Source organism: Solidesulfovibrio fructosivorans JJ], assembly GCF_000179555.1.
Classification (GTDB): domain Bacteria; phylum Desulfobacterota; class Desulfovibrionia; order Desulfovibrionales; family Desulfovibrionaceae; genus Solidesulfovibrio; species Solidesulfovibrio fructosivorans.
This window is the reverse complement of sequence record NZ_AECZ01000001.1, coordinates 140,259-159,448: the sequence shown is the minus strand read 5'-3', so window position 1 is coordinate 159,448 and position 19,190 is coordinate 140,259. Positions and strand designations below refer to the sequence as shown.

Annotated in this window: 28 protein-coding genes; all 28 read right to left on the bottom strand. The window is 64.1% G+C overall.

Annotation, left to right across the window (positions count from 1 at the left end):
* Positions 1–24: 24 nt before the first annotated feature.
* The gene (locus DESFRDRAFT_RS00760; protein ID WP_005990168.1) at positions 25–387 is read right to left on the bottom strand and encodes a hypothetical protein; all 363 of its coding nucleotides are present in this window, start codon (positions 385–387) and stop codon (positions 25–27) included.
* 12 nt (positions 388–399) lie between these two features.
* A complete protein-coding gene (locus DESFRDRAFT_RS00755) occupies positions 400–1,131 on the bottom strand; it encodes a phage tail tube protein (RefSeq protein ID WP_005990166.1) in 732 nt (243 codons plus the stop codon).
* 17 nt (positions 1,132–1,148) lie between these two features.
* Positions 1,149–1,565, bottom strand: a complete 417-nt coding sequence (locus tag DESFRDRAFT_RS00750) for a hypothetical protein (protein WP_005990164.1) — start codon at positions 1,563–1,565, stop codon at positions 1,149–1,151.
* Positions 1,562–2,260 (bottom strand): hypothetical protein, encoded by a 699-nt coding sequence (locus tag DESFRDRAFT_RS00745; protein ID WP_005990162.1) that lies wholly within the window; start codon positions 2,258–2,260, stop codon positions 1,562–1,564. The genes DESFRDRAFT_RS00750 and DESFRDRAFT_RS00745 overlap by 4 nt, the downstream gene beginning before the upstream one ends.
* Complete coding sequence (locus DESFRDRAFT_RS00740) at positions 2,257–2,610, bottom strand: head-tail joining protein (protein WP_005990160.1); 354 nt, start codon at positions 2,608–2,610, stop codon at positions 2,257–2,259. The genes DESFRDRAFT_RS00745 and DESFRDRAFT_RS00740 overlap by 4 nt, the downstream gene beginning before the upstream one ends.
* A complete protein-coding gene (locus DESFRDRAFT_RS00735) occupies positions 2,604–2,825 on the bottom strand; it encodes a TraR/DksA C4-type zinc finger protein (RefSeq protein WP_005990158.1) in 222 nt (73 codons plus the stop codon). Before DESFRDRAFT_RS00735 ends, DESFRDRAFT_RS00740 begins: the two co-directional genes overlap by 7 nt.
* A 4-nt stretch (positions 2,826–2,829) precedes the next feature.
* Positions 2,830–2,976, bottom strand: a complete 147-nt coding sequence (locus tag DESFRDRAFT_RS22625) for a hypothetical protein (RefSeq protein ID WP_005990156.1) — start codon at positions 2,974–2,976, stop codon at positions 2,830–2,832.
* Positions 2,976–3,575, bottom strand: coding sequence for a hypothetical protein (locus DESFRDRAFT_RS00730; RefSeq protein WP_005990154.1), 600 nt, complete (start codon positions 3,573–3,575; stop codon positions 2,976–2,978). The genes DESFRDRAFT_RS22625 and DESFRDRAFT_RS00730 overlap by 1 nt, the downstream gene beginning before the upstream one ends.
* On the bottom strand, positions 3,565–4,299 hold the full coding sequence (locus tag DESFRDRAFT_RS00725; RefSeq protein ID WP_005990153.1) for a transglycosylase SLT domain-containing protein: 735 nt from the start codon (positions 4,297–4,299) through the stop codon (positions 3,565–3,567). The genes DESFRDRAFT_RS00730 and DESFRDRAFT_RS00725 overlap by 11 nt, the downstream gene beginning before the upstream one ends.
* Positions 4,299–4,844 (bottom strand): putative holin, encoded by a 546-nt coding sequence (locus tag DESFRDRAFT_RS22795; protein ID WP_005990151.1) that lies wholly within the window; start codon positions 4,842–4,844, stop codon positions 4,299–4,301. Before DESFRDRAFT_RS22795 ends, DESFRDRAFT_RS00725 begins: the two co-directional genes overlap by 1 nt.
* Position 4,845: 1 nt before the next feature.
* Positions 4,846–5,145, bottom strand: coding sequence for a hypothetical protein (locus DESFRDRAFT_RS00715; RefSeq protein ID WP_005990149.1), 300 nt, complete (start codon positions 5,143–5,145; stop codon positions 4,846–4,848).
* A gap of 64 nt (positions 5,146–5,209) precedes the next feature.
* Entirely contained in the window at positions 5,210–5,461 is a 252-nt protein-coding gene (locus DESFRDRAFT_RS00710; RefSeq protein WP_005990147.1) for a hypothetical protein, read from the bottom strand.
* 12 nt (positions 5,462–5,473) lie between these two features.
* Complete coding sequence (locus tag DESFRDRAFT_RS00705; protein ID WP_005990145.1) at positions 5,474–6,502, bottom strand: major capsid protein; 1,029 nt, start codon at positions 6,500–6,502, stop codon at positions 5,474–5,476.
* A 3-nt stretch (positions 6,503–6,505) separates the two neighbouring features.
* On the bottom strand, positions 6,506–6,880 hold the full coding sequence (locus DESFRDRAFT_RS00700) for a head decoration protein (protein WP_005990143.1): 375 nt from the start codon (positions 6,878–6,880) through the stop codon (positions 6,506–6,508).
* 3 nt (positions 6,881–6,883) lie between these two features.
* Positions 6,884–8,230 (bottom strand): S49 family peptidase, encoded by a 1,347-nt coding sequence (locus tag DESFRDRAFT_RS20555; protein WP_005990141.1) that lies wholly within the window; start codon positions 8,228–8,230, stop codon positions 6,884–6,886.
* Positions 8,227–9,909 carry a phage portal protein gene (locus DESFRDRAFT_RS00690; protein ID WP_005990140.1) on the bottom strand — a complete coding sequence of 561 codons (1,683 nt, stop codon included), beginning with the start codon at positions 9,907–9,909 and terminating at the stop codon, positions 8,227–8,229. Before DESFRDRAFT_RS00690 ends, DESFRDRAFT_RS20555 begins: the two co-directional genes overlap by 4 nt.
* On the bottom strand, positions 9,909–10,160 hold the full coding sequence (locus DESFRDRAFT_RS00685) for a hypothetical protein (protein ID WP_005990138.1): 252 nt from the start codon (positions 10,158–10,160) through the stop codon (positions 9,909–9,911). The genes DESFRDRAFT_RS00690 and DESFRDRAFT_RS00685 overlap by 1 nt, the downstream gene beginning before the upstream one ends.
* Positions 10,161–10,456: 296 nt before the next feature.
* On the bottom strand, positions 10,457–10,789 hold the full coding sequence (locus DESFRDRAFT_RS00680; protein ID WP_005990137.1) for a type II toxin-antitoxin system HicB family antitoxin: 333 nt from the start codon (positions 10,787–10,789) through the stop codon (positions 10,457–10,459).
* Entirely contained in the window at positions 10,786–11,022 is a 237-nt protein-coding gene (locus tag DESFRDRAFT_RS00675; protein WP_233489536.1) for a type II toxin-antitoxin system HicA family toxin, read from the bottom strand. The genes DESFRDRAFT_RS00680 and DESFRDRAFT_RS00675 overlap by 4 nt, the downstream gene beginning before the upstream one ends.
* Positions 11,023–11,181: 159 nt before the next feature.
* Positions 11,182–11,388 (bottom strand): helix-turn-helix domain-containing protein, encoded by a 207-nt coding sequence (locus DESFRDRAFT_RS00670; RefSeq protein WP_005990132.1) that lies wholly within the window; start codon positions 11,386–11,388, stop codon positions 11,182–11,184.
* A 2-nt stretch (positions 11,389–11,390) separates the two neighbouring features.
* Positions 11,391–13,406 (bottom strand): terminase gpA endonuclease subunit, encoded by a 2,016-nt coding sequence (locus DESFRDRAFT_RS00665; protein WP_005990130.1) that lies wholly within the window; start codon positions 13,404–13,406, stop codon positions 11,391–11,393.
* Positions 13,403–14,167: a hypothetical protein gene (locus tag DESFRDRAFT_RS00660; protein ID WP_005990129.1), complete on the bottom strand. Its 765-nt coding sequence runs from the start codon at positions 14,165–14,167 to the stop codon at positions 13,403–13,405. The genes DESFRDRAFT_RS00665 and DESFRDRAFT_RS00660 overlap by 4 nt, the downstream gene beginning before the upstream one ends.
* Positions 14,168–14,176: 9 nt before the next feature.
* Positions 14,177–14,521 carry a DUF488 family protein, N3 subclade gene (locus DESFRDRAFT_RS00655; protein WP_005990127.1) on the bottom strand — a complete coding sequence of 115 codons (345 nt, stop codon included), beginning with the start codon at positions 14,519–14,521 and terminating at the stop codon, positions 14,177–14,179.
* Positions 14,522–14,624: 103 nt separating this feature from the next.
* Positions 14,625–14,885, bottom strand: a complete 261-nt coding sequence (locus DESFRDRAFT_RS00650) for a hypothetical protein (RefSeq protein ID WP_005990125.1) — start codon at positions 14,883–14,885, stop codon at positions 14,625–14,627.
* A 2-nt stretch (positions 14,886–14,887) separates the two neighbouring features.
* Positions 14,888–15,328: a DUF6573 family protein gene (locus tag DESFRDRAFT_RS00645; RefSeq protein ID WP_199533101.1), complete on the bottom strand. Its 441-nt coding sequence runs from the start codon at positions 15,326–15,328 to the stop codon at positions 14,888–14,890.
* A 46-nt stretch (positions 15,329–15,374) separates the two neighbouring features.
* Positions 15,375–16,724, bottom strand: coding sequence for a putative antirestriction adenine methyltransferase (locus tag DESFRDRAFT_RS00640; RefSeq protein WP_005990121.1), 1,350 nt, complete (start codon positions 16,722–16,724; stop codon positions 15,375–15,377).
* The gene (locus tag DESFRDRAFT_RS00635) at positions 16,721–17,461 is read right to left on the bottom strand and encodes a ParB N-terminal domain-containing protein (protein WP_005990118.1); all 741 of its coding nucleotides are present in this window, start codon (positions 17,459–17,461) and stop codon (positions 16,721–16,723) included. The genes DESFRDRAFT_RS00640 and DESFRDRAFT_RS00635 overlap by 4 nt, the downstream gene beginning before the upstream one ends.
* 19 nt (positions 17,462–17,480) lie before the next feature.
* Positions 17,481–19,121, bottom strand: a complete 1,641-nt coding sequence (locus DESFRDRAFT_RS20550) for a hypothetical protein (RefSeq protein ID WP_005990116.1) — start codon at positions 19,119–19,121, stop codon at positions 17,481–17,483.
* Positions 19,122–19,190 lie beyond the last annotated feature (69 nt).

Below are 19,190 nucleotides of genomic sequence, written 5' to 3'. Positions count from 1 at the left end.
CCCGGGCCAGAATATCGAGCGAATCTAGGCGGCCTGTTCCTTGGGTGTTTTTTCTGCCGGCGCGGCGTTGACGGCTTCCCACAGCGTCCGGAGATTGCCGAAAAAATCCGTGTTCACCTCGGCCCATTTGCGCAGGATGCGCAGCAGCGACGAACCGCCGACCTCGGAAATGGATTCGCCCAGGTCGCTGATTTTCGGCAGAAGGTTCCGGCCTTCCTCGCCGGCCTGCCCCATGGCCAGGGACAGCACCAGCATGTCGACATCGCCGGTGCACACCAGCCCCAGGATGGACGGGGCGGCGAGCATGTCGGCCACGGTCATTTCCAGGACGGCCACGGACTTTTCGCCGTTCGGATGCTCGATCTTCAGAGAGTTGGATTTCCGCATGGCGTGCTCCGGTTAGGCGGCGGACAGCATACGAACGCTGTACGGGGAGGTTTCGCCGGACGGCGTGTTGAGTGTGCCCTCGTATTGCGCATCGGCGAAGTCGTCGGACAGATAGTCCAGGCCGTTTTTCGGCGTGAGCTGCGATTCCTTGCAATCCACGCGCATATTGGTCTGGTCCGCGAGGTTCTTGCCGATGAAAAGCAGCCGGCCCTTGATGGTAGAGCGGGTGGAACCGGTGATGGTGTAGCCGGACATCTTCGGGACGGAATAGGTGACGGTGACGGGCTCGGTTGGGGCCTCTGTGAACTTGAACAGGCCGCCGTCCTCGTCCATTTCATAGGTGGTGAAATCGGCGTTCGAGGCGTCCTTGACGCTGGTGATGGAAACGCCGGCCGCGCCCAGCTCGTAAAAGACGCCGGCCTTGACATCCTCCACGGCGAAGATCTTGGTCGCCTCGGCCGCGAGCGCCTGGGTCGCGTCGGCGTCGTCGCCCATGTGGATGAGGGCCAGGTTCGAGCGGATCAGGTCGTTGAGGGTGAACGAGACCTTGGGCGCGCCGTGGATGGCCACGGAATCCAGGGTCTGGCCGTAGGTCTTTTTCATTTTGCTCGTGCGCTCCTTGAGCGTCGAGGACTCGGTGATCATAAACGACGTGGTGTTGCCGATGTGCAGCAGCCCCGTGCTGTTGCCGTTGTCGTCCTGGCGATCGAAATAAAGGTCGCCCGATCCGAGAATGCCCGCCATGTCTGCCTCCCGTTTTCTTATTTGTTGGTGATGATGATGGTGGTTGCGCTGTCGAAACAGCCGTCTTCGGCATTGGCGAAAACATCGTCGCCGGCCTCAACCTTGCCCAGGCCCGGGGACATGAGCGCCTTTTCCGCCAATTCCCGCAGATCGGAAGCCCGGTCCTCGCCGTCATCGGCAGTGCCGTCCGGATCGCGCCACACCGAGCACACCATAAAGACCGTGCGGACAACGATCTGCGTCTTGTTGCTTTTCTGGTCGCCCAAAAGCTCCAGCGATATCCACGGGTGGTCCGACGGTTTCGGAGGAGCGTTGTCGTCGTACCGACGCAGCACGGTGAGACTCTTCCCGAAATACTCCTGACAAAAGGCCCCGATGGCTGCGCTGTTCGAAAGGCGAGACCGCAGCTCGGCCATGAGTTGCGACGTGGTCATGCTGTTGCCCCCATGAGCTCGCGCCAGTTCTTGTTGAATTTTATGAGAAAATAGGCCGGGATCTTCGGCGTGATGCGCGCGAAATAGGGCGCGGCCACAGGGCGCTTCGGGACGTCGATGACGGCCTTGTCCTTGGACAGGGCGTAGAAGTTGCGGCCGACCTTGGGCTTTTTGGCCTTGGAGCGGGCGCGCGTCTTGGAAGCCACGAAGCGGCGCATTTTGTCCGTTACCTGCCCGTGCCAGCCGTATTCGGCCTTGGACGCGATGTAGGTGACGACAGGATCGGCCCCGAGCAGGCTGTCGGCCACCAGGCCGGTGATGCCCACGCCGGTGTAGCCGTCGGACAACTTCTTGGCGCGGCTGCGTCCCTTGCCGAAGCCGATGGCCACGGCCATCTGGTCGCTGAAAGCCTTGTAGCGCACGAACTGGCGCAGAAACTTGAGCCCGGTCCGCTTTCCGCCGAGCGCCTTGGTCAACGGGGAATTCGCGGCCCACCCAGGCGCGTTGAACCACAGCCGCCAATTCTGTTGCACCATCCAGCCCGTGGATTTGAGCGCCTTGAGCGCCACACGCCGCACAGCCGGATCGGAGCTGGACAGGATGTCGGCGAGATAGGGGCTTTCGGACAAGGAATAGGCGAAGCCCAGCCCCCCCTTGAAGCCCTTGGACTCCTGGAGCAGGAACGCCTTGCTCACGACCGCCCCCCGACGCCGACGGAACCCTTCAAGCGGCACTGGAGAACCCAGAACGGGAACCGGCGCTCCCGCCGCAATTTCGCGCCCTGGTTGACACGAAACTCCCAGACCTCGCCACCGATGGCGATACAGTCATCCGCCGACGGGGCCGGGACATGGGCCATGGGCACGCGGATGGCGGCATACTCGCCGTACACACGGCCGTCGTTTTCCAGCGCCGCGTCCGTCACCATGGCGTAGGTCTCCACCGGGTCGCCTTCCTTGGGTCGGTATTCGGCCGGCTGGAAACCGGAGAGGTGCGGCAAGGCGGCCAGGATGTCGGCCGCGAACTGTTCGCGGGCGGTCACCATGCCTTGCCCTCCGCCTTGTCCTGGCACTCCACACACCGGCAGGCCGTTGGCAGGATGCGCAGCCGCGCGCCGGGAATCGGTTCGCCGCAGTCGCAACAGACGACCACGCCGTTTTCACGGGTCTGCCCGGCGTCGTCCCTGTCGTCACGGCGGGAGAGCGCGTCGAGGATATGGGCCTGTTCGTCCAGTTGCGCCCTATCGGCGATATCCGGCATGACCTCAGCTCCTTTTCCCGTAGAGCACGGGATGCACCCACTTGGAGACAACGAGACCCCACCGCTTGGCCCGGGACACGGAAAAGCCCAGGTCGCACAACCGACAGTAGACATTCACGCCGTTGAAAAACCGTTGCAGAAAATGACGCATCACTTTCCTCCCTGTTCGGTCAGGTCGATGAGCGCGCCGAGTTGCGCTTCCATGGCCTGGGAGCGCGCGCCGAAATCGCGGATGTTGGCCAGGATGTCGGCCGGGGTCACGGCCCGGGCCGGTCGTAGTCGGGAGTCAGCGGCCGGGGCGGCTCCGGACGCTCCAGAAGCTGCGCCGGGATTTGCGGTTTGGGACACGGCACCACCACCGGCACGATCGGCGGCGGCGCCGATGGCCTCGTTGTACAGCCGCACAAAATCAGGGCCGAAAACACAATCCAGGCCAGCCGTGGCATGCTTGATCCTCCTGGTGATGTCCGTGATTCTGGCCGCGCTTTGGCGGCGCGCCGCCTCGAGCCGGGTGGCCAGGGCGTTGACTTTGCCCTGGGCGTCCTCGAGGGCTTCCCGGGCCTTGCATTCGGCCTCGGCCAGGGCCTGGGCCTGCTCGGCCTTCCAGGTCGCGGCCTGGGCATTGAGCGCGGCCACTTCGGCCCGGCGCGCGTTGTCCGCCCGCTCGAAGCCGAGGGAGTAGCCCGCGCCAAAGGCCAGGGCGCTGGCGATGCCGAGGACGACCAGACCGATGCAGAGCTTATTGAGCACAGGCCACCCCCTGTCCGAATCCGGACCGGATGTAGAGCGGTTCGAGCCTGCCCAGAATGCGGCGCGGATAGCCGCGGTTCTCGCGGAAGGCGGCTGCGGACCGTCCGGCGTTGCGCGTCTCCACCTGGCCGAACCAGACCAAGGCATCGCCGCCCTGCCCTTCGGTCAGGGACTTGTCGCGCTGCACCCAGCCCAGGCCGCCGTTGTAGGCGGACAGGGCCATGGCCATGCGCTGGCAGGCGTCGCGGCCGGAAACCCTGTCCCAGAGCCATTTGTCGTAGGTGACCAGCGCCCGCAGCGCCCAGGACGGATTGTAAGGTTCGTTGGCGGACAGCTCCGGGAACAGCCGGGAAATCCACCGACCGGTCGCAGGCATGAATTGGGCCATGCCGACCGCGCCGACCGGGGATTTCGCGTCCGGACGCCAGCCGGATTCCTGGTGCACCTGGGCCGCGAAGGTGGCGACCGGAGCGGAAAGGCCCCAGGCCACGCGGGCGTTGCGGATCAGCTCGGAGCGGTAGCGCATGGCGCGCTGCGGCACGCCGGGAGCGGGCACGGCCGGGGATGCGTCGGGGGCGGACGTCGGGGACGCCGGAGCCGCAGGCGCGGCGGCCGGATCGGGCTCGGGCCGTTCGGCCTGCTTGCAGCCGGTAACCATCCAGGCAGCCGCGACAGCCAGACAGACGGCCAGGAAAAACGCGCCAACGCCCCGCAGCGTATCCATTACAGCCCCAGCCCGAGCCCCAGCATGGCCCCCAGGACCACCAGGGCGCGGCGCAGCAGCGCGGCGGCGAACACGGTTTCGTAGCCCGGGACCACCGCGTAATCCGCCTCGGAGTCCGGATAGTCGCGGCCATGGGCCCGCCATTCCCGGGCCAGGTAGCCGTCCGGTCGGGCGTAAGGGAAAAGCCAACGGTCCAGCCAGTAGCCGAGCAGCCCGGCCAGCACGACCAGGCACAGCTTATACCCGGCCACGGGAAGCTGCTGCGGGGATACGATGGCCAGCCCGGCCACAAGGACGCCGGCCAGGAACAGGCAGGCCAGCATGCGCGGCGTGAGGCGGGAAGCCAGGGACGTCGACGCGGCGTCGGCGCCATCGGCACCGGTCCCGGTCGATTTCAGCGTGCCTGGGGCGACGGTTTTGAGGAACGACTCGAACCTGCCGGCCAGGGTATCGAGCCGGGCCAAAACGTCGTCGGATTTTCCCGGCGCGGCCGGGGTGACGATGGGCTGTCCGTTTTCAGGCGACGGAGCATTGCTTTCGGGCATGTCATTTCCCTCCCGGGGTTTCGTTCAGGATCTCGGCCTTGATGCCGTCGGGCATGTCCTTGTCGTGGGCGATCAGTGCCCGCACCATGCGGAACAGGATGTTGGTGCGGTCCTTGATGTCCTGGCGCAGTTCGGCGTGATCGTCCTGAACGGCCTTGAGCGTCGAGCAGACATGCACGCGCCTCTCCTCGCATTCCGTATGACTGACGTAGTTGCGCTTGGTGAGCGCATGCACCACGAGTCCCGTCACCACGGTCACAAACGCCGTCAGGGACAGGGCTTCGAGAGGCGTAAACGTCACGGCCAGACTCCTTGCTTTGTGTCCGGGCAGCGTGGCAGCGCCGCCCGGACGGTTTGGAGGACGGTCAGGACTTGGCCTTGACGGACTTTCCGGGGCCGGCATTGGCGCCGTCGTCGGTCGGCGTCTTAGGGTCGGGGTTGCCGCCATCCGTCTTGGGGTTGGTGTCCCCGGACGCGGAAGCGGCCAGGTCGAAGACCTGTTCGGCCGCGCCGTCATTGATGGCGGCCGCGCCGATGGACTCCTCCACCTCCAGGCAGTCGCCGGCTTTGTAGTGCTTGCCGCGCAGCACAAAGGCGCTGGTCAGGGCGATTTTCATGGCGTCCCTCCTCTAAACGGCCTTGATGGCCGCGAAGGCGTCAGGCTGGTGCATGGCCGGAAGCGGCGCGGACTGGACCATGACAAAACGGGCGCTGGGATCCGGGTTCTTCCAGGATTTGGCGAAGTACTGCACCTCGGCCTCGGCGTTGAGGTCCAGGTCCTCGATGAGGCCGGCATGACGACGGTTGGCGGATTGGGTGGACCCCAGGAAGATGTAATCCTCGGGGACCATGGGTTGGAGGTCGCCGTCGTCGTCCTCGTAGTAATCGCTGAACGAATACAGATCGGTGGCTTCGAGTTGCCCCAGATAGATGACCCCGTCGGGGAGTTGCTGCGGATCAATCTGGCCCAGTGTCACCCGCCGGCTGTCGAGCTGCTTCATAAGCAGCTCGTTGCGACGCACGGCTGCGGCCACGTCGGACCCGAGCACGGCCACGTTGGGAACCAGACCGGAATCACGGGCGATCAATTCCCGCCAAGTCACAAGGTTGCCCGACGGGTCGGACGTGTCGGCGGTCCACTTGTCGACCTCGGACAGAATGATCTTGTGGTCCGACGGCATGCCGAAATCGATGGTCACGTCGATGCCGTCTCCCTGGCAGACGACCACCCCGGTTTTGAGGAGCTGCGCGGCCATCCAGGCCTCGCGCCGCAGGATACGGTCGCGCAGTTCGGTCATGTCCTCGCCCAGGATCTCGCCGGCCCGCTGGTCCGGGGTCATGGGCTTGGCGTAGATGGTCTCCCCCGGACGGCGCGTGAGCACATGCTCGGCCGTGGTGACCTTCTTCTCCTTGATGTAGGGCGGCGTGAACGTGGCCGTGCGGTAGCCCTCGCGGTCCACCACCCGGCCTTCGCGCCGGGGAGAGACAAAAGCGGCCATCTTGCGGCCGCGCCGCACGATGTCGATGTCCACGTGCTTGGTGTCGTGGGTCTTGACCTCCGTGCCGCCGAAGAACGTCTCAAGGAGAAACATGCGCGGGGAGAACATGGTGGACAGCACGCCGGTCATTTCCCGGTAGTCGAACATATCGTAGCCCATGGCTTACCCCTCGGTTTTGGTCAGGTAGATGTTCTTGTCGCGCAGGCCGTCCCGGATGCCGTCCAGGGTCAGGGACGCGTCCAGGGTCAGGGCCGATTCGGCGAACTGGCCGGACAGGTAGACCACGGACAGCGCATCCGCGCTGGTGGCGTCCGTGTCCTCGGCCAGGATCGCGTCCGGGGTCTGACTGCCGTCCTCGGCCGTGCCGACGGCCTTCTGGTATTTGCCGCTGGCAGTGATCTTGCCGAGCACGGTGCCACGCACCAGCGCCCCGGCGCCGGAGGCAATGGTGCCGGCGGCGGTCACGATCTTGGCGTCGCCGGCGATGAGCTTGTCCGGAACGTGTTCGGCGAGAATGGAATATCCTTGCGTTGCCATTTGTTACCTCCTTCCCGCGTAGCGGCGTTCGCCGCCGGTCTTCATCGCGGCGCGCACCCGCTCGGCCTGACCTGTTTCCTGGTCCGGCACCGTGCCCGGTGCGGCCGGAGCGGCCAGAGCCGCCTGGAGCGTGGCCAGCGGGGACGGGGCGGCGGGCTGTTCGGACTTCTCGGGAGTCTGAGCCTCGGGCTGTTTCGCGCCGAACCTGGCGAAGAGGGTCGCGTAGGCCTTGGGCTCCACGTTCAAGGCGGCGGCCTCGGCCAGGGCGGCGGTGATGGCGTGGGCTGCTTCCGGGCCGTGCATGGCCGTGACCATGGCCAGCACGTCGTCGGCCGTGGGACCGGGGAGGATGAGGTAAGGCTTTTCGTCGTTGGTTTGCGCGATGAGCGCCCCGGAATTTTTCACGGCCTCCAATATGGCTGCCTGGCTTTGGGCCGGGTCGCGCAGCGAGGCGGTCGGTCCCCCGCCGGCATCCGGCTTGTTCGCGTCGGGCATGATTGCCTCCTTCGCGTTGAGGTTTCCGGCGAGGGGCCGGGGTGCGGACAATTCCGCGATCACGCCTTCGAGGCTGCCCAGGGCGTCGGCCATACCGGCGGCGACGGCCCGCGCGCCGACCAGGACGCCGCCCTGGCCGAAATTCTGTTCGACTTCTTCCCGGGTGAAGCCGCGAAAGGCGGCCACGTCGCCCACAAACACGGCGTGCAGGTCGTCCAGGGTGCGCACGACCTCGGCCCGGCCTTCCTCGGTCTCGGGGTCGACACGCTTTTTCGGGGCCCGGCTGGAAACGATGGAGAGTGTCTTGCCGTCGTTTTTGGGGATGGTGGCCACAATGCCGATGCTGCCGACAACAGCGGCGGCATCGGCGAAAATCCGGGACGTGGCCGAGGCGATCCAGTAGGCGGCCGAAGCGCCGGTGCCCTGGATGTAGGCCACGACGGGCTTGACGCTCCCGGCGTAAAACACCTGGGAGGCGAATTCATGGATGCCCGAGACCTGGCCGCCGGGGCTGTCGATGTTGAGCACGATGGATGCGACGGCCGGGTCGTCCAGAGCCGCTTGCAGGTCCCTGGCCAGGGTTTCCACGGACACTGCGGCTTGCGAGATGGACTCGAACATGCTGGCCCGGGGGAAGATGGGGCCCATGACCGGGATGATGGCCACGTTGCCGCGCATCTCGACGGTGCGCGAACCTTCCAGGGCCGTGCCGCGCCTGACGGCCAGGGCCTCCGGGTCGCCGCGCCGGGCCGCGATTTCCAGAATCAGTTCCAGGGAGCCGGGCAGGATGGCCCACGGCTCGGCCATGATGGCCGAAAGCACGCGTGGGGCCGGATGGGAGCTTTCCATGGTCATGCGTGTTCCTCGTGGATTTCGTCGGACGCAAGGTATGGCCGCAGCCGTTCCAGAGCGGACAACCGCGCGGCCGAACCGAACGCGGCCTGTTGGTCCTCCGGGGCGGCATCCCGAGGGAATGCTTCCCCTTCGGGCTCCTCTTCCCGGGCTGACGGGCGTGCGGCGGTCGACGCCGAAGCGGAAGAAAGCCCCAGCTTGCGGGCGAGGTCCTGCTCGCGCTTGCGCTGACGGAAGGTGTTTTCGTAGTCGCCGCCGCGCGCGGCGATGACGTCGGCGTAAGTGGCGATGCCGGCTTCGATGGCGGCGATTTCGGCCGCCGTCTCCTTGGTCGGGTCCACATGGCCGGGGCGCGGAGGAATCCAGGACACGGCAAGATAGGCGTCCATGGCCTCGTAGAAATCCGGCGCGCCCTGCGGGATCTTGACCATGTCCCGCACGAAAGCCTCTTCGACGACGGCCCGCCAGACACGCTGGCAAAAGGAAACGATCAGCCATTGCTGGTAGCAGCGAAACACGCGCTGGGCCTCGAGGAGCGCGGCCCGAGCCGACGAATAGTTGGTTTTGGAAAAATCCTTGACCACCACTTCGTAGGGGATGCCGGCCGCCGCGCCGGCGGCGCGAAGGATGCGCGTGACGAAGGGGTCGAAGTTGTTGCCCGGCCGCTTGCTTTCCAGGGCCTTGATGTCCTCGCCCTGGTAGAGTTCGAGCACGGAACCCGGCTGCACGTCGGCGACGCGTTCCTCATAGGGGCGGAATCGCACCTGGTCCTTGAACTCGTTCCCGAACCCCTGCAGCAGGCCCGACATGTCGGAGGTGATGGCGATCGGGAAGGCGGCGGCGACGAGCTGGCCGACCAGCTCGTAGTCGAGGCAGTCGTTGAGGTCGCGGAAGAACTTCATGGCCGGGGCCAGGATCGAACGGCCTCGGAACTGTTCGGGGTCCGTCTGGGGAAAGGCGTGGAGCACCACCGGGCGGTGGGCGATATTGGCCGGATAGTAGCGGGCGTTGAGCGCCTGCCCGAACGGAATGTTGCCGGTCATGTCCGGCTGGGCAATCCAGTAGCCGGTCGGTTCGCCGAAAACGCCGAGCTTGACGCCGTCATGAACATCCGGGGAATACCACTGGCCGAACGGACTTTGGATGCGCTGCGGCGAGATGGATTGCAGGGCCATGGAAAAGTGCCGTCCCGGGGGAAGGCCGCCGCGCGCGTCGGCCATGTTGACGCACAGGTTGCAGAACTCGCCTTGAATGAGCGTGGTGCGGATGTTGAGGGCCTGGAGCATGTCGAAAGTCATGCGGCCCCCGGCGTCGGCGCGCATGGCCCAAAGGGAAAACGCCGCCTCGATCTGGTCGCGCAGCTCGGAAACAGCGTCTTCATCGGTGAGGGCCAAGGCGGCGGCTTCGACCTGGGATTGCGGCTTGATGCCCGTGCCGACCACGTTCGTGGCCAGACCGCCGATGAGGCCGGCGGCATGGGCGTCGTTGGCGGCAAGGTCCTCGGCCCGGCGGGCGATGACGTCGCGCTCCCGCGAGGCCGAGGAATCGGTGTTGCGGCGCGGCCACCAGCCGGCCAGGGTGCCGCGATGGCTGCCGGCAATCCGGGTCACGCCGCCCACTCGGCCCAAGGCCGGAGCCGCCAAGGGACGACCAAAGCGGTCGACCAGCGCGGAGGCAGCCACTACCAGCGCCTCCAGGCGTCAGGACGACGGGGGCGCAAAACCGTGACGCGGGAAGAGGTCCCCGAACGCGCCGCCTTCTCCCTGGCCAACCCTGTCCCGAAGGACTCAAGGGCGTCGAGGGTGTTGTAGTCGTACTCGGTGTCGTCGATCTTCACACGCTGGCCGGCCAAGACCTTGGGAATGGCGGCCTTGATCTGGCTGATGAGCGTTTCCAGCTCGGCGTCGTCGTACAGGGAGAAGAGGTTCGGCATGCTTGCCCCGTAGGGCAATCATGGGGGCATGTCAGTTTACCATGCGAACGTCACGAACGTGGCAAACGGTTTTTTCAAGATGCAGGGATATTAATCGCTAACGATTAAAATATGTTAGACATAGAGCCGCCAGAACGGCGAGATTGCGGCTCAAAAATCTCAAATGACGGCTTGAGGCCGAGGCGGCAGGGACGCCATAATACGACGAAAAACAGAGAAAAATCAGGTCAATGGTGGGGAAAAGATGTTTAGCGGGGCCGACTTCCGCCGACCCCGTTGGTTTCGTTTTCTTGTGGCTAGCTCTGCGCGGTGTGCTCCAGGGCTTCCGTTGCCAGGGCGTTGAGACTCACGCCTCTTGCCGAGGCAATCATGGCCACGCGGGCATGCAGTTCCGGGCTGACGCGAACCATGATCTTGCCGGAATAGGGCTTGTTGGGCGGCACGTTTCTGGCCGCGCAAGCCTCCAGATAATGATCAACAGCCTCATGAAAAGCAGCGCGGATTTCTTCCACGGAATCGCCGTGAAACCCGACAATGTCGCTTATCCCGGCGATGTGCCCGACAAAGCATTCGTCTTCGTCGCTGTATTCGATCCGGGCCGCGTAGCCCTTGTAGGTCATAGGGGTCATATCCCCTCCTCTTCCGGGGTTATCCCGATCTTTTCAAGAAACGCCCTGGCATCGCGCACTTGGTAGGGCTTGGCCTCTTTTCCGGGATGCGGCCGATGCGCGTCCAGGGAATGCGGTCCCTTGGAAAACGTCACCCGCGATCCTCGCCCCTCAAAAATATCGCACCCGCACGCGGCCAGCAATGCCTCGACCTTGGCCCACTCCAAATTCCTCGGGGTCTGCCGCGCAAACACGGCGGCCAAGGTCTTTTTGTGCGCGCTATTCATAAGAATAAAGATAGCATTTTTTGCTACCAATGCAAGCAATAAATGCTAGCAAAAAAAGCATCCATCCCGAGCGGCCCTATCGTGTACCCCGTCCAACGCCGGCACCATCTTCGGGGTCGGGGAGGCTCACGAGGACATATCCCGGCCGCGATCCCGAAGATAGCGTTCCACGGACGAGCGGTAGACCCGAATACCCTTGACGGTGCCATAGCGGATGGCCTTGAGCTTCCCCTCCTTGATGAGCTTATAGGCCCACATCTTGGACACGGGCTTACTCTCGCCGCCGAGGAGTACACGGACTTGTTCGACATTGAGCAGGCTATCGTTCGGCATGGCTATCCTCTCCTCCTGGCTATGGCGGATGGGACCGGACGAGAGCCCGACCGGGAACCGCGCGACGTTGATGGCGAATGGTGAACGGCCGCTGCGGCCGGTTTGTCTTCCGGTTTCTTCCAGTGGCGCACGCCGAGCAGGTCGGCGGCGATAAGGCAATAGACTTCGCAGTCCCAAAAATGGTTGGCTTTGTGGTCCGGGCACAGCCAGACGCCGTCCGCGTCGTCGTAGTATTCGGCGCACATCTGGCGGGCGTAGTCTTCCGTGGTTTCGGCGTGGAGCAGGAACGCGCCGGGGTCGGCCGGGTTGATCGACAATTTCCCCGAGAGCAGGCTCTTAAAGTAGGTCACGTTGCCGCGAAGGAGCTTCAAGCCGCCCGGGATCTTGCGCGGCGAGTTGGGAAAATGGTCGATCACCGTGAAGGTGTGGGGCACGGCCATTTGTTGCTCGCCCTTGAAGGCGAAAATCTTGCCCACGTGTTTGCGGCAAAACTCGTAGACCTCGGCGGTGCGGGTACCCTGAGAGTCCATGATGGTGAGGCGCACCGGGTAGGCCTTGCCGTCCGGGTCCTTGTACTCGTCCTGCCAGAGCACACGCTCGACATCCTCGAAGGTTTCCACGCGGCCCTCGCGGATACCCCAAGTCGTGGAGTCGCCGCCCCAGCCGAAGGCGCGGATGCGGTAAATGAAGTGGTCCTGTTGCGTATCGACGCTGGCCAACAGGCACGACACCACGCCGCCGCCGGGGACCAGGCCGCGCGGACGGTCGTCGCGCAAGGCAAGGATGGCCTGTTCCTGGCGTTCGACGGCGTAGTCCTTCCAGGGCTCGGCAAGATAGCCGTTGCAGAAGTCGCGCAGGGCCAGCTTGTTCCCCTTGGAGCGCAGGAACGCGGCGGCCGTTTCGGACAGGCTGACGAACATGGAATAGAGCGCGGAAATGTGGAAAGCGATGCGGCGAGGCTTGTGGAGTCGCAGGTAGGCGAACAACTCCATGCCGGTTTTTTCCTCGCGCCATTCGCCACGCGAGACCGCCCGGTCGCGCTTGGCGTCATCCCAATGGCCGGCGCAACGGGAACATTCATACCAGGCCAGGAGGCCGTCCTCGATCCGATCCGCTTCCGCCTCTTCCTTGGGCCAGCACACGCACGGGCGGCCGTCGGGATCGGTGAAATACATGCGCTGCATGTGACCGCAGAGGGGGCAGCGCACGTGGAAATAAAACCGCGCAGACGCCGCGCTGAAGGCCAGATAAATCGGACCGGATTCCTTGGTCGGGGAGGAGTCGCGGTAGATCTTGCGGTCCCAGCGGAAGGTGCGTTGCCGCTTGTCGAGCAGCGCCTCGGTGCTGGTTTCCTTTTTCGAAGGCGCTTCCGGGTATTTGTCGACCTCGTCGCGGATTTGGTATTTTGCCGCTTTGGCCGCGAGGCGGGCCACGGAACCGGCCCAGACCAGCATGAGGCGCATGGTACGCAGCTTGAAGCGCTTGGCGGTCAGGTCCTTGGGCGCGCCGGTCAGGAGTTTTGAAAGCCGCGGACTGTCCTCGAACATGGGACGAAGCCGTTCGTCCACCAGCTCAGCGGCGGACGTTTCGTCCGGCACCACGTACTGAGTCAGACTCGGGTCCCGGTCGGAGATGTAGCCGACGAGGATTTCGCCGATCTTGGACTTGCCGACCTGAGGCGGGGCCATGAACGTGACGTCGCGCACGTAGGGCTCGGCCCATGCGTCCATGATGCCGGCGAGGTAGGGAGCGTTTTCGTTGCGCCAGGGACCGGGGCGCGACCCCTCGGTGACGATGAAATACTTTTCCGCCCAGGCCGCCGGGCGCATGCCGACCGGAGCCCGAAAGGCGGCGCGCACGGTGGACGAGAAGGAGAACCGCAGAAAGAAGTTCTTCCTGTCCTGGTCCAGTTCAGGGACAGGCAAGCCGAGAGCATGGACAAGAGCGCGGTCGACCTCGACGACCTCGACCTTGTCGGAAGGCGCGGAAGGCGCGACGAGGCAGGGCGCGGCGCTCATGAAAAGGCCCCCTCCTCTCCCTCCGATTCCTCCAAATCATCGTCCTGGACATCGAACAGCCGGACCCGGGAAAAGCCGTTGAAGAACACGTTGCTCTCGTTCATGAAAAAGTGGATGCCCTCCTCGACTTTTGTGGGGTCGCCCGCCACGAGTTCCACCAGTTCGGGCATCTTGACGTAAAACCACTGGCGCATGCTGGAGCGCAGCACGGATACGGCGGCGACCATCATGCCGTCGAACTCGCCGCGCGAAACGAGTTCCCCCCGCTCCTTTTCAAGGCGCATCCGGTTCCGCTCGGCGAGTTGCTGCTTGACGTCCAATTCCGCTTTGAGAAGGTCCCGACGCATACCCAGAACTTCGTCCGGTTCCGCATCCGGGGCTGCGTCGGCAGAGACAAGGCGCTCCTCCGCATAGGCGTCGGCATCCGCCTTGGAGACCTTGCCGTCCGGCTGAAGTTTTAACAGGCCTTTTCGTTTATCCTGGTAGAGCTTCGACTTGGCGACTTTCCACCCGGCGGCGATAAGGTACTTCTCCACCGCCGGGATCTTGCCGATGATTTCGAGGGGCGCGGCGGACGTTGCGGACGACGCAAACCTGACCTTGAACTTCTCAAGGGTTTCCGTAGCCTTGATGAGCCGTGAGCCCGCTCCCGGCTTGTGGGCCAGGACATCGGCCTGGCAGTCGTTGACAGCCTGGGTCAGGATGGCCAGGGAATTGCGCTCGGTCTGGGTCAGGATGTCGACAAGCTCCGCATTGTCCATGCGCGGCTCCTACATGCCGGGAGCCCACTCGGGGACTTCAAGCCCCAGGCGCTCCTGGATGAATTGGGCCAGAATGGTGCGATGGCATTCGGCCGGGTCTTTTTCGTAACAACAGAGGATGGGGTTCGGAACACGGTCCTCGATACGGCCTAGGGCGGCCTGGAGAGAGAGCGCGTCGGGATAGCGGGCTTCCAGTTCCCGGCGGTAGCGGTTCTGCCAGTCGTTGAGGTCGTGGGGGTTGAGCGGCGCGAAATCCCTGAAGGAAAGCCCCTTGAAATAGCGCGGACGCCCCTTGGCGATGCAGATTTTCCGATCGGAGGGGGCTTTGCTGGCGAAGTAGGACACGGTGATCATCTCGTTTCTCCCTTGCGTTTGGTTTGGGGAGAGGCTAGCCTTGAATTCTCACGTTCGGGGGCTAGCCCCTCCATGTTTTCCGGGCCTCGAAAGAGGCCCTTTTTTAAGCTGTCTGGTCAGGACAGAAGTCCATCGCCTCACGGGTCTTGCAGCCCACCCAAACGCCTCTCGCAGCAGCTTTCAAAATCAATTTTCCTTTGGGCGTTGCATCGATGACCTCTTGAATAAACCGTGCCCGTCTTTTCACCGCTTCCTGGAGGATGTCCCCCATCCTGGACTCCAGGCCGGGCATGTCGCGGATACCCCATTCCTTGGCCACGGCCGCGCAATCCGCGATGAGATCCTTCGGAATTCGCACCGCCATGGCTAATCCTCCTCGGGGAGCATGATGGTGATGACCGGCTCTCCGTTGTCGCCAGGCCCACACACAGACTTGAGCACGCTCGGCGTCGGCCGGACCCGATCCACCACACAATGGAAGTGGAACAGCAGTTCCGAAGTGCCGCCCCGAGCTGCCTTGATCTCCCGCTTCAGCATCCACAAAATGTCCCACCATCGACCGTGCATGTCGTTGCCGGCCCGAATGGCCGCCGGGGTCAAAGCCACGTACTTGGCGAATGCCGTTTCGGTCATGGCTATGGGGAACTGAAAACCGGCTTCCTTGGCCAACTCCCCGAAAAAATCCTGATTCATGTCCACCAGCACACCGTCCTCGATCGCCTGGGCCCGGGTGTACGCATCGATGATTGCCGCGCCTTCCCACATGGTGTTTTCTCCTTCTTTTTGGCGTTGTTTGTTGATAACCATGCGAAAAGACTAGCATTTTTACCTGTGTTGTAAACAATTAAATCAACTATTTCGGCATGTTGACGTATTTTTTTCGCCACACGTCCAGCGCCCCGGAGAGGTCGTACCCGGCGAAGGTCCCCAGATAGTTGAGAGCGAAGCCCTCTTCTTTCTCCTTTCTGGAATGGAGCTTGAAAACGCCCCGATACTTCATGGACACCGGCTTTTGGGCGAAGGCGGTCGTACCGACGAAGCTGTGCCGTCCCAGCAACTTCCGGTCGACCAAATCCCGGACCTCCCTGGAGAGGATGGACAGCAAAACCAGCTTGGCCAGACGCGGTTCCGCGCTTGGGACGGCCAGGTCTGACATGAGGTAGATCATGGCCCCGGGGCCGGGGAGCTTCCATTGCTGGCTGGATTTGCAGAAGTCGGCCTTGCCGATGGCCCGGCCGTTGACGAGGAACACCAGGGACAAGGCCACGCCGCCCTCGAAGTAGTCGATTCGGGAGGAAAGAAAGAGCTCGTTGAAGCGGATTGTCTGTCGCGGGGACAGGACGCCAAGGGTCAGACGCGCGTCGACGGGGACCTTTTCGCCTGGGGACCAGACGGGACCGATATCGGCGGACTTGATGACGTGGCGGATGACGACCTTTCGGGAAGCCTTTTTCGCCAGAATGGTCGTGGTCTTGCCTCTCCCTCTGGGGAGCACCGCCACCGGACGGCCCAGGATTGCCCGGACCTCGGGGAGGTCTTTTTCCAACACCACAAAATAGCCGTCAAAGCGGGCAATGCGTTCGTAGAGCTCCAGGGTCTTGTCCGTCATTTCCCGGTAGGCGGGACGGTCCCAGACGACAGCGGCGGTCAGGAGCTTTTCCAGACTTTCGTAGCCGCGTTTGTAGGTGGGAGGGAAGGCGAACACCGTGCTTTCCCGAGGCGCATCCTCCAGGACGGCGAAGCCGTCCCGGGCCTCGAAGACTACGGACGAAACCTGTTCCCGGAACGCGGCCAAACGCTGCCGTACCCCGGACAGGAGGATGTCCCACCGCTGGCGGTAATGTTCGAGGATCGCCAGTTGATAGGGATTGTGGGCTTTCCAGACCTGCCGCAGGTCGAGGAGCAAGGCCACGGAAGCCGCGAGGTCCATGGGCGAATCCGGGCGCAGGAATCCCCTGAGCTGATCGGGACAATCGTCGCGCTCCCGCGCCTTGAGCGGCCAGCCGGCGAGGTAGGCCCCAAGGGCGCAGGAATAAAGCGTGACGTCGCAGGCGTGGATTTCCCCGGCATACCCACCGGCCCGGAGTGCGGACGGAACCGTGAAATTCCCAGCCCCGACGATGCGCACGGGCGCTTCTACCTCGCGGGCATAGCCGGCCAGGACCTGTCTCACAGGGGAGGCGACGGCACCGATGAAGCTCATGCCGCATCCTCCATGGCTCTGGCCGCGAATTCGATGAGGCGGGACATGGCCAGGGCCGAGTTTTTGACGTCCGCCTTGACCTTGGCCTGTTGCAGCGAGGCGAAAAACGTGTCGAACATTTCCAGGGGCGCGGCGTGGACCGTGGCCGATTTCGGCAGCGACGCGAGGGCGTCAAGGACTTCGGCCACACGGGCGGCGTCCGTGTCCACGAAGGCGAAGGTCATGGTGCGCGTCGCCAGGCTCGGCGTCGTGAAGGTGACCAGCTTGACCTTTTCCATCTCGCCGAGGGCATCGCTCGAAAGGCCGGCGTAAAGCCTGTCCTGGGTTTCCCGGATTTTTGCCCACAGTGAGGCCAGGACTTGCGGATCATCCAGGCCGACCAGGGCGTTGTGGGACAACTGGATGGAAGTCAGGCGGGATTCGTCCAACTCCCCAAGCAGCACCATGACCAGGATGCGCGGGATGCCGGCGGCTACCGAGGCTTTCACCCGATGGTTGCCGGACAGGACTTCGAGCACGCCCGGCTCCGGCTCGTAGCACAGTGGCATGGACGACAGCATGCCGTCGGCTTTGACGTTGTCCACGAGTTGCTTGAACACGTCCTTCTTGAAATAGCGGGCGTTCTCCTTGCGCAGCCGGATCGTGGATGGGTCCGCCACCCGGAAGGTGGCGGCATCGCCGAAAAGCTCCCTGGCCAGGGCGTCGAGGGACTGACCTTCCTGTTGTTCCGTGTTCATGATGCTTTTGCCTCCTTTATTACGCCGCGCCACAGGCGCGTACCTTTTGCTCTTCGTCCCTGATTTCGACCGGGGCGTCGTTCCAACTCCAATCCCGCCAGCACGACCACGCCTCACCCCAAAACAATTGCGAAATTTTCCGCGCGAGGTCGGGGTTCGAGCGCCGCCACGACTCGTCGATCCACAGTGCCGCACCATCCAGCTCCGGCCCATCGCCCCTATTTCTCACGCGCCCCCCCCGTGCCGGATAAAGAGAAAACATGCCTAAAAGGCTAAAGTAGGCGCGTTTCCCGGGGTAATCAGGCGGCAGCAGATTCCACAGGTCGGCAAGGTCCGGGTCGCGGAAATCCAGACCAGGAATGTCGGGAAATGGTTCCGACGTGGCCACCGGGAGCGGCTCCCCGGCCACGGTCTGCTCGGGGACCGGCTCGGGGGCGGAGATGGTTTCGGACTGGTCGCGGGCATCGGCAACGGCTTGCCGCAGGCGACGGCGCGAAGCGTCGCAAATGCTTTGGCGTACGTGCTGGGGCAGTCCGGCCACCACCCAGGCCCGGACGTCGAGGCCGGGGCCTACCGCGTCGCCGACGTCCTTGCCGGCTTCGGGCGGGGCCGGCCAGCGCACGGCCAGCGGGTAGGCTTCGGACCAGCACCAGGCCTGACGTGGATGGTCGCCGGGATTTTTCGGCACGAACAACCGCCAGTCCCAGGCGGCCGCGCCGGCATGGTCGAAATCAAGGGCGACCAGGATGATGTCGGCCCGGGTCAGGATGGCATCCGTCGCAGCGTCGGGGCGATTGGAAGCCGATCCGGTGCCGATGGCGCCAACGCCGAGGTCGCGGACCTTGCCCCAGATCATGGCCGCGTCACGTTCGGCTTCGACCACGACCCAGGCCCGGCAGGTGGTCCGGCCGTAGACGAACATGCGTTCGCAGCCGCCCGGCACTTTGTAATACTTGATCTTGCGGCAGGCCTCCGGGCCACGCTCGGGATGCGGTCGCCGGATCTTGAGGCGCGCGGCGCGGCCCTCGGCGTAGAAAGGGAGCACCAGCCCCTCGGGGAGCCAGAGCGGTTTTTCCTTGCCGCGCTTGTTGCGCTCGAAGGGAAGCCCCCAGGACGTGCGAAGCGGGTATCGGTCCTTGTCGTTCCAGCCCATCCGGCACTTGGCGGCCGTGTCCCGGTCGATGCCCCAGGCGGCGAGCCGTTCGAGACGGGACGGGCTGGACATCAAACGCTCGGCGCACTGGCGCACAAAGGCGTTTGCTTTCTCGGACCACAGCGCGTCCGGAAGATCCACGGCGCTCGGAATCCAGACGCGCGGGGCCGGTTTCGTTTCCGAGTCCGAGGGCGCGGGGCGGTTCCCATGATGCAGCTCCCGGCCGGGGGCGAACCTGTCCCGGAAGGCCTGGAACCCCTCGGGGTCGTTCTGGGGGAAACCGGAGACGGCGCAGAAGATGCCGACAAGGTCCTCGGAAGCGCGACACGAATAGCAGGTGCCGCGATCCTTTTCCGGGTCGTAGCGGAACGCGCCGCCGACGGACTGCTCGGCATGGAACGGACAGGCCGCCCAGACCTTGCCATTGCGTTCGTCGACATCCGTCAACAGAGCCTTGGCGATGCTCCTTCGATCGTCCTCGCTGAACCATTCGATCGCCACACCCATGAAAACCGACTCCCTTAGCCCTTTTTAGGCCTTTTTAGACTTTACAATTAGCCCTTTTTGAGTGAAAAT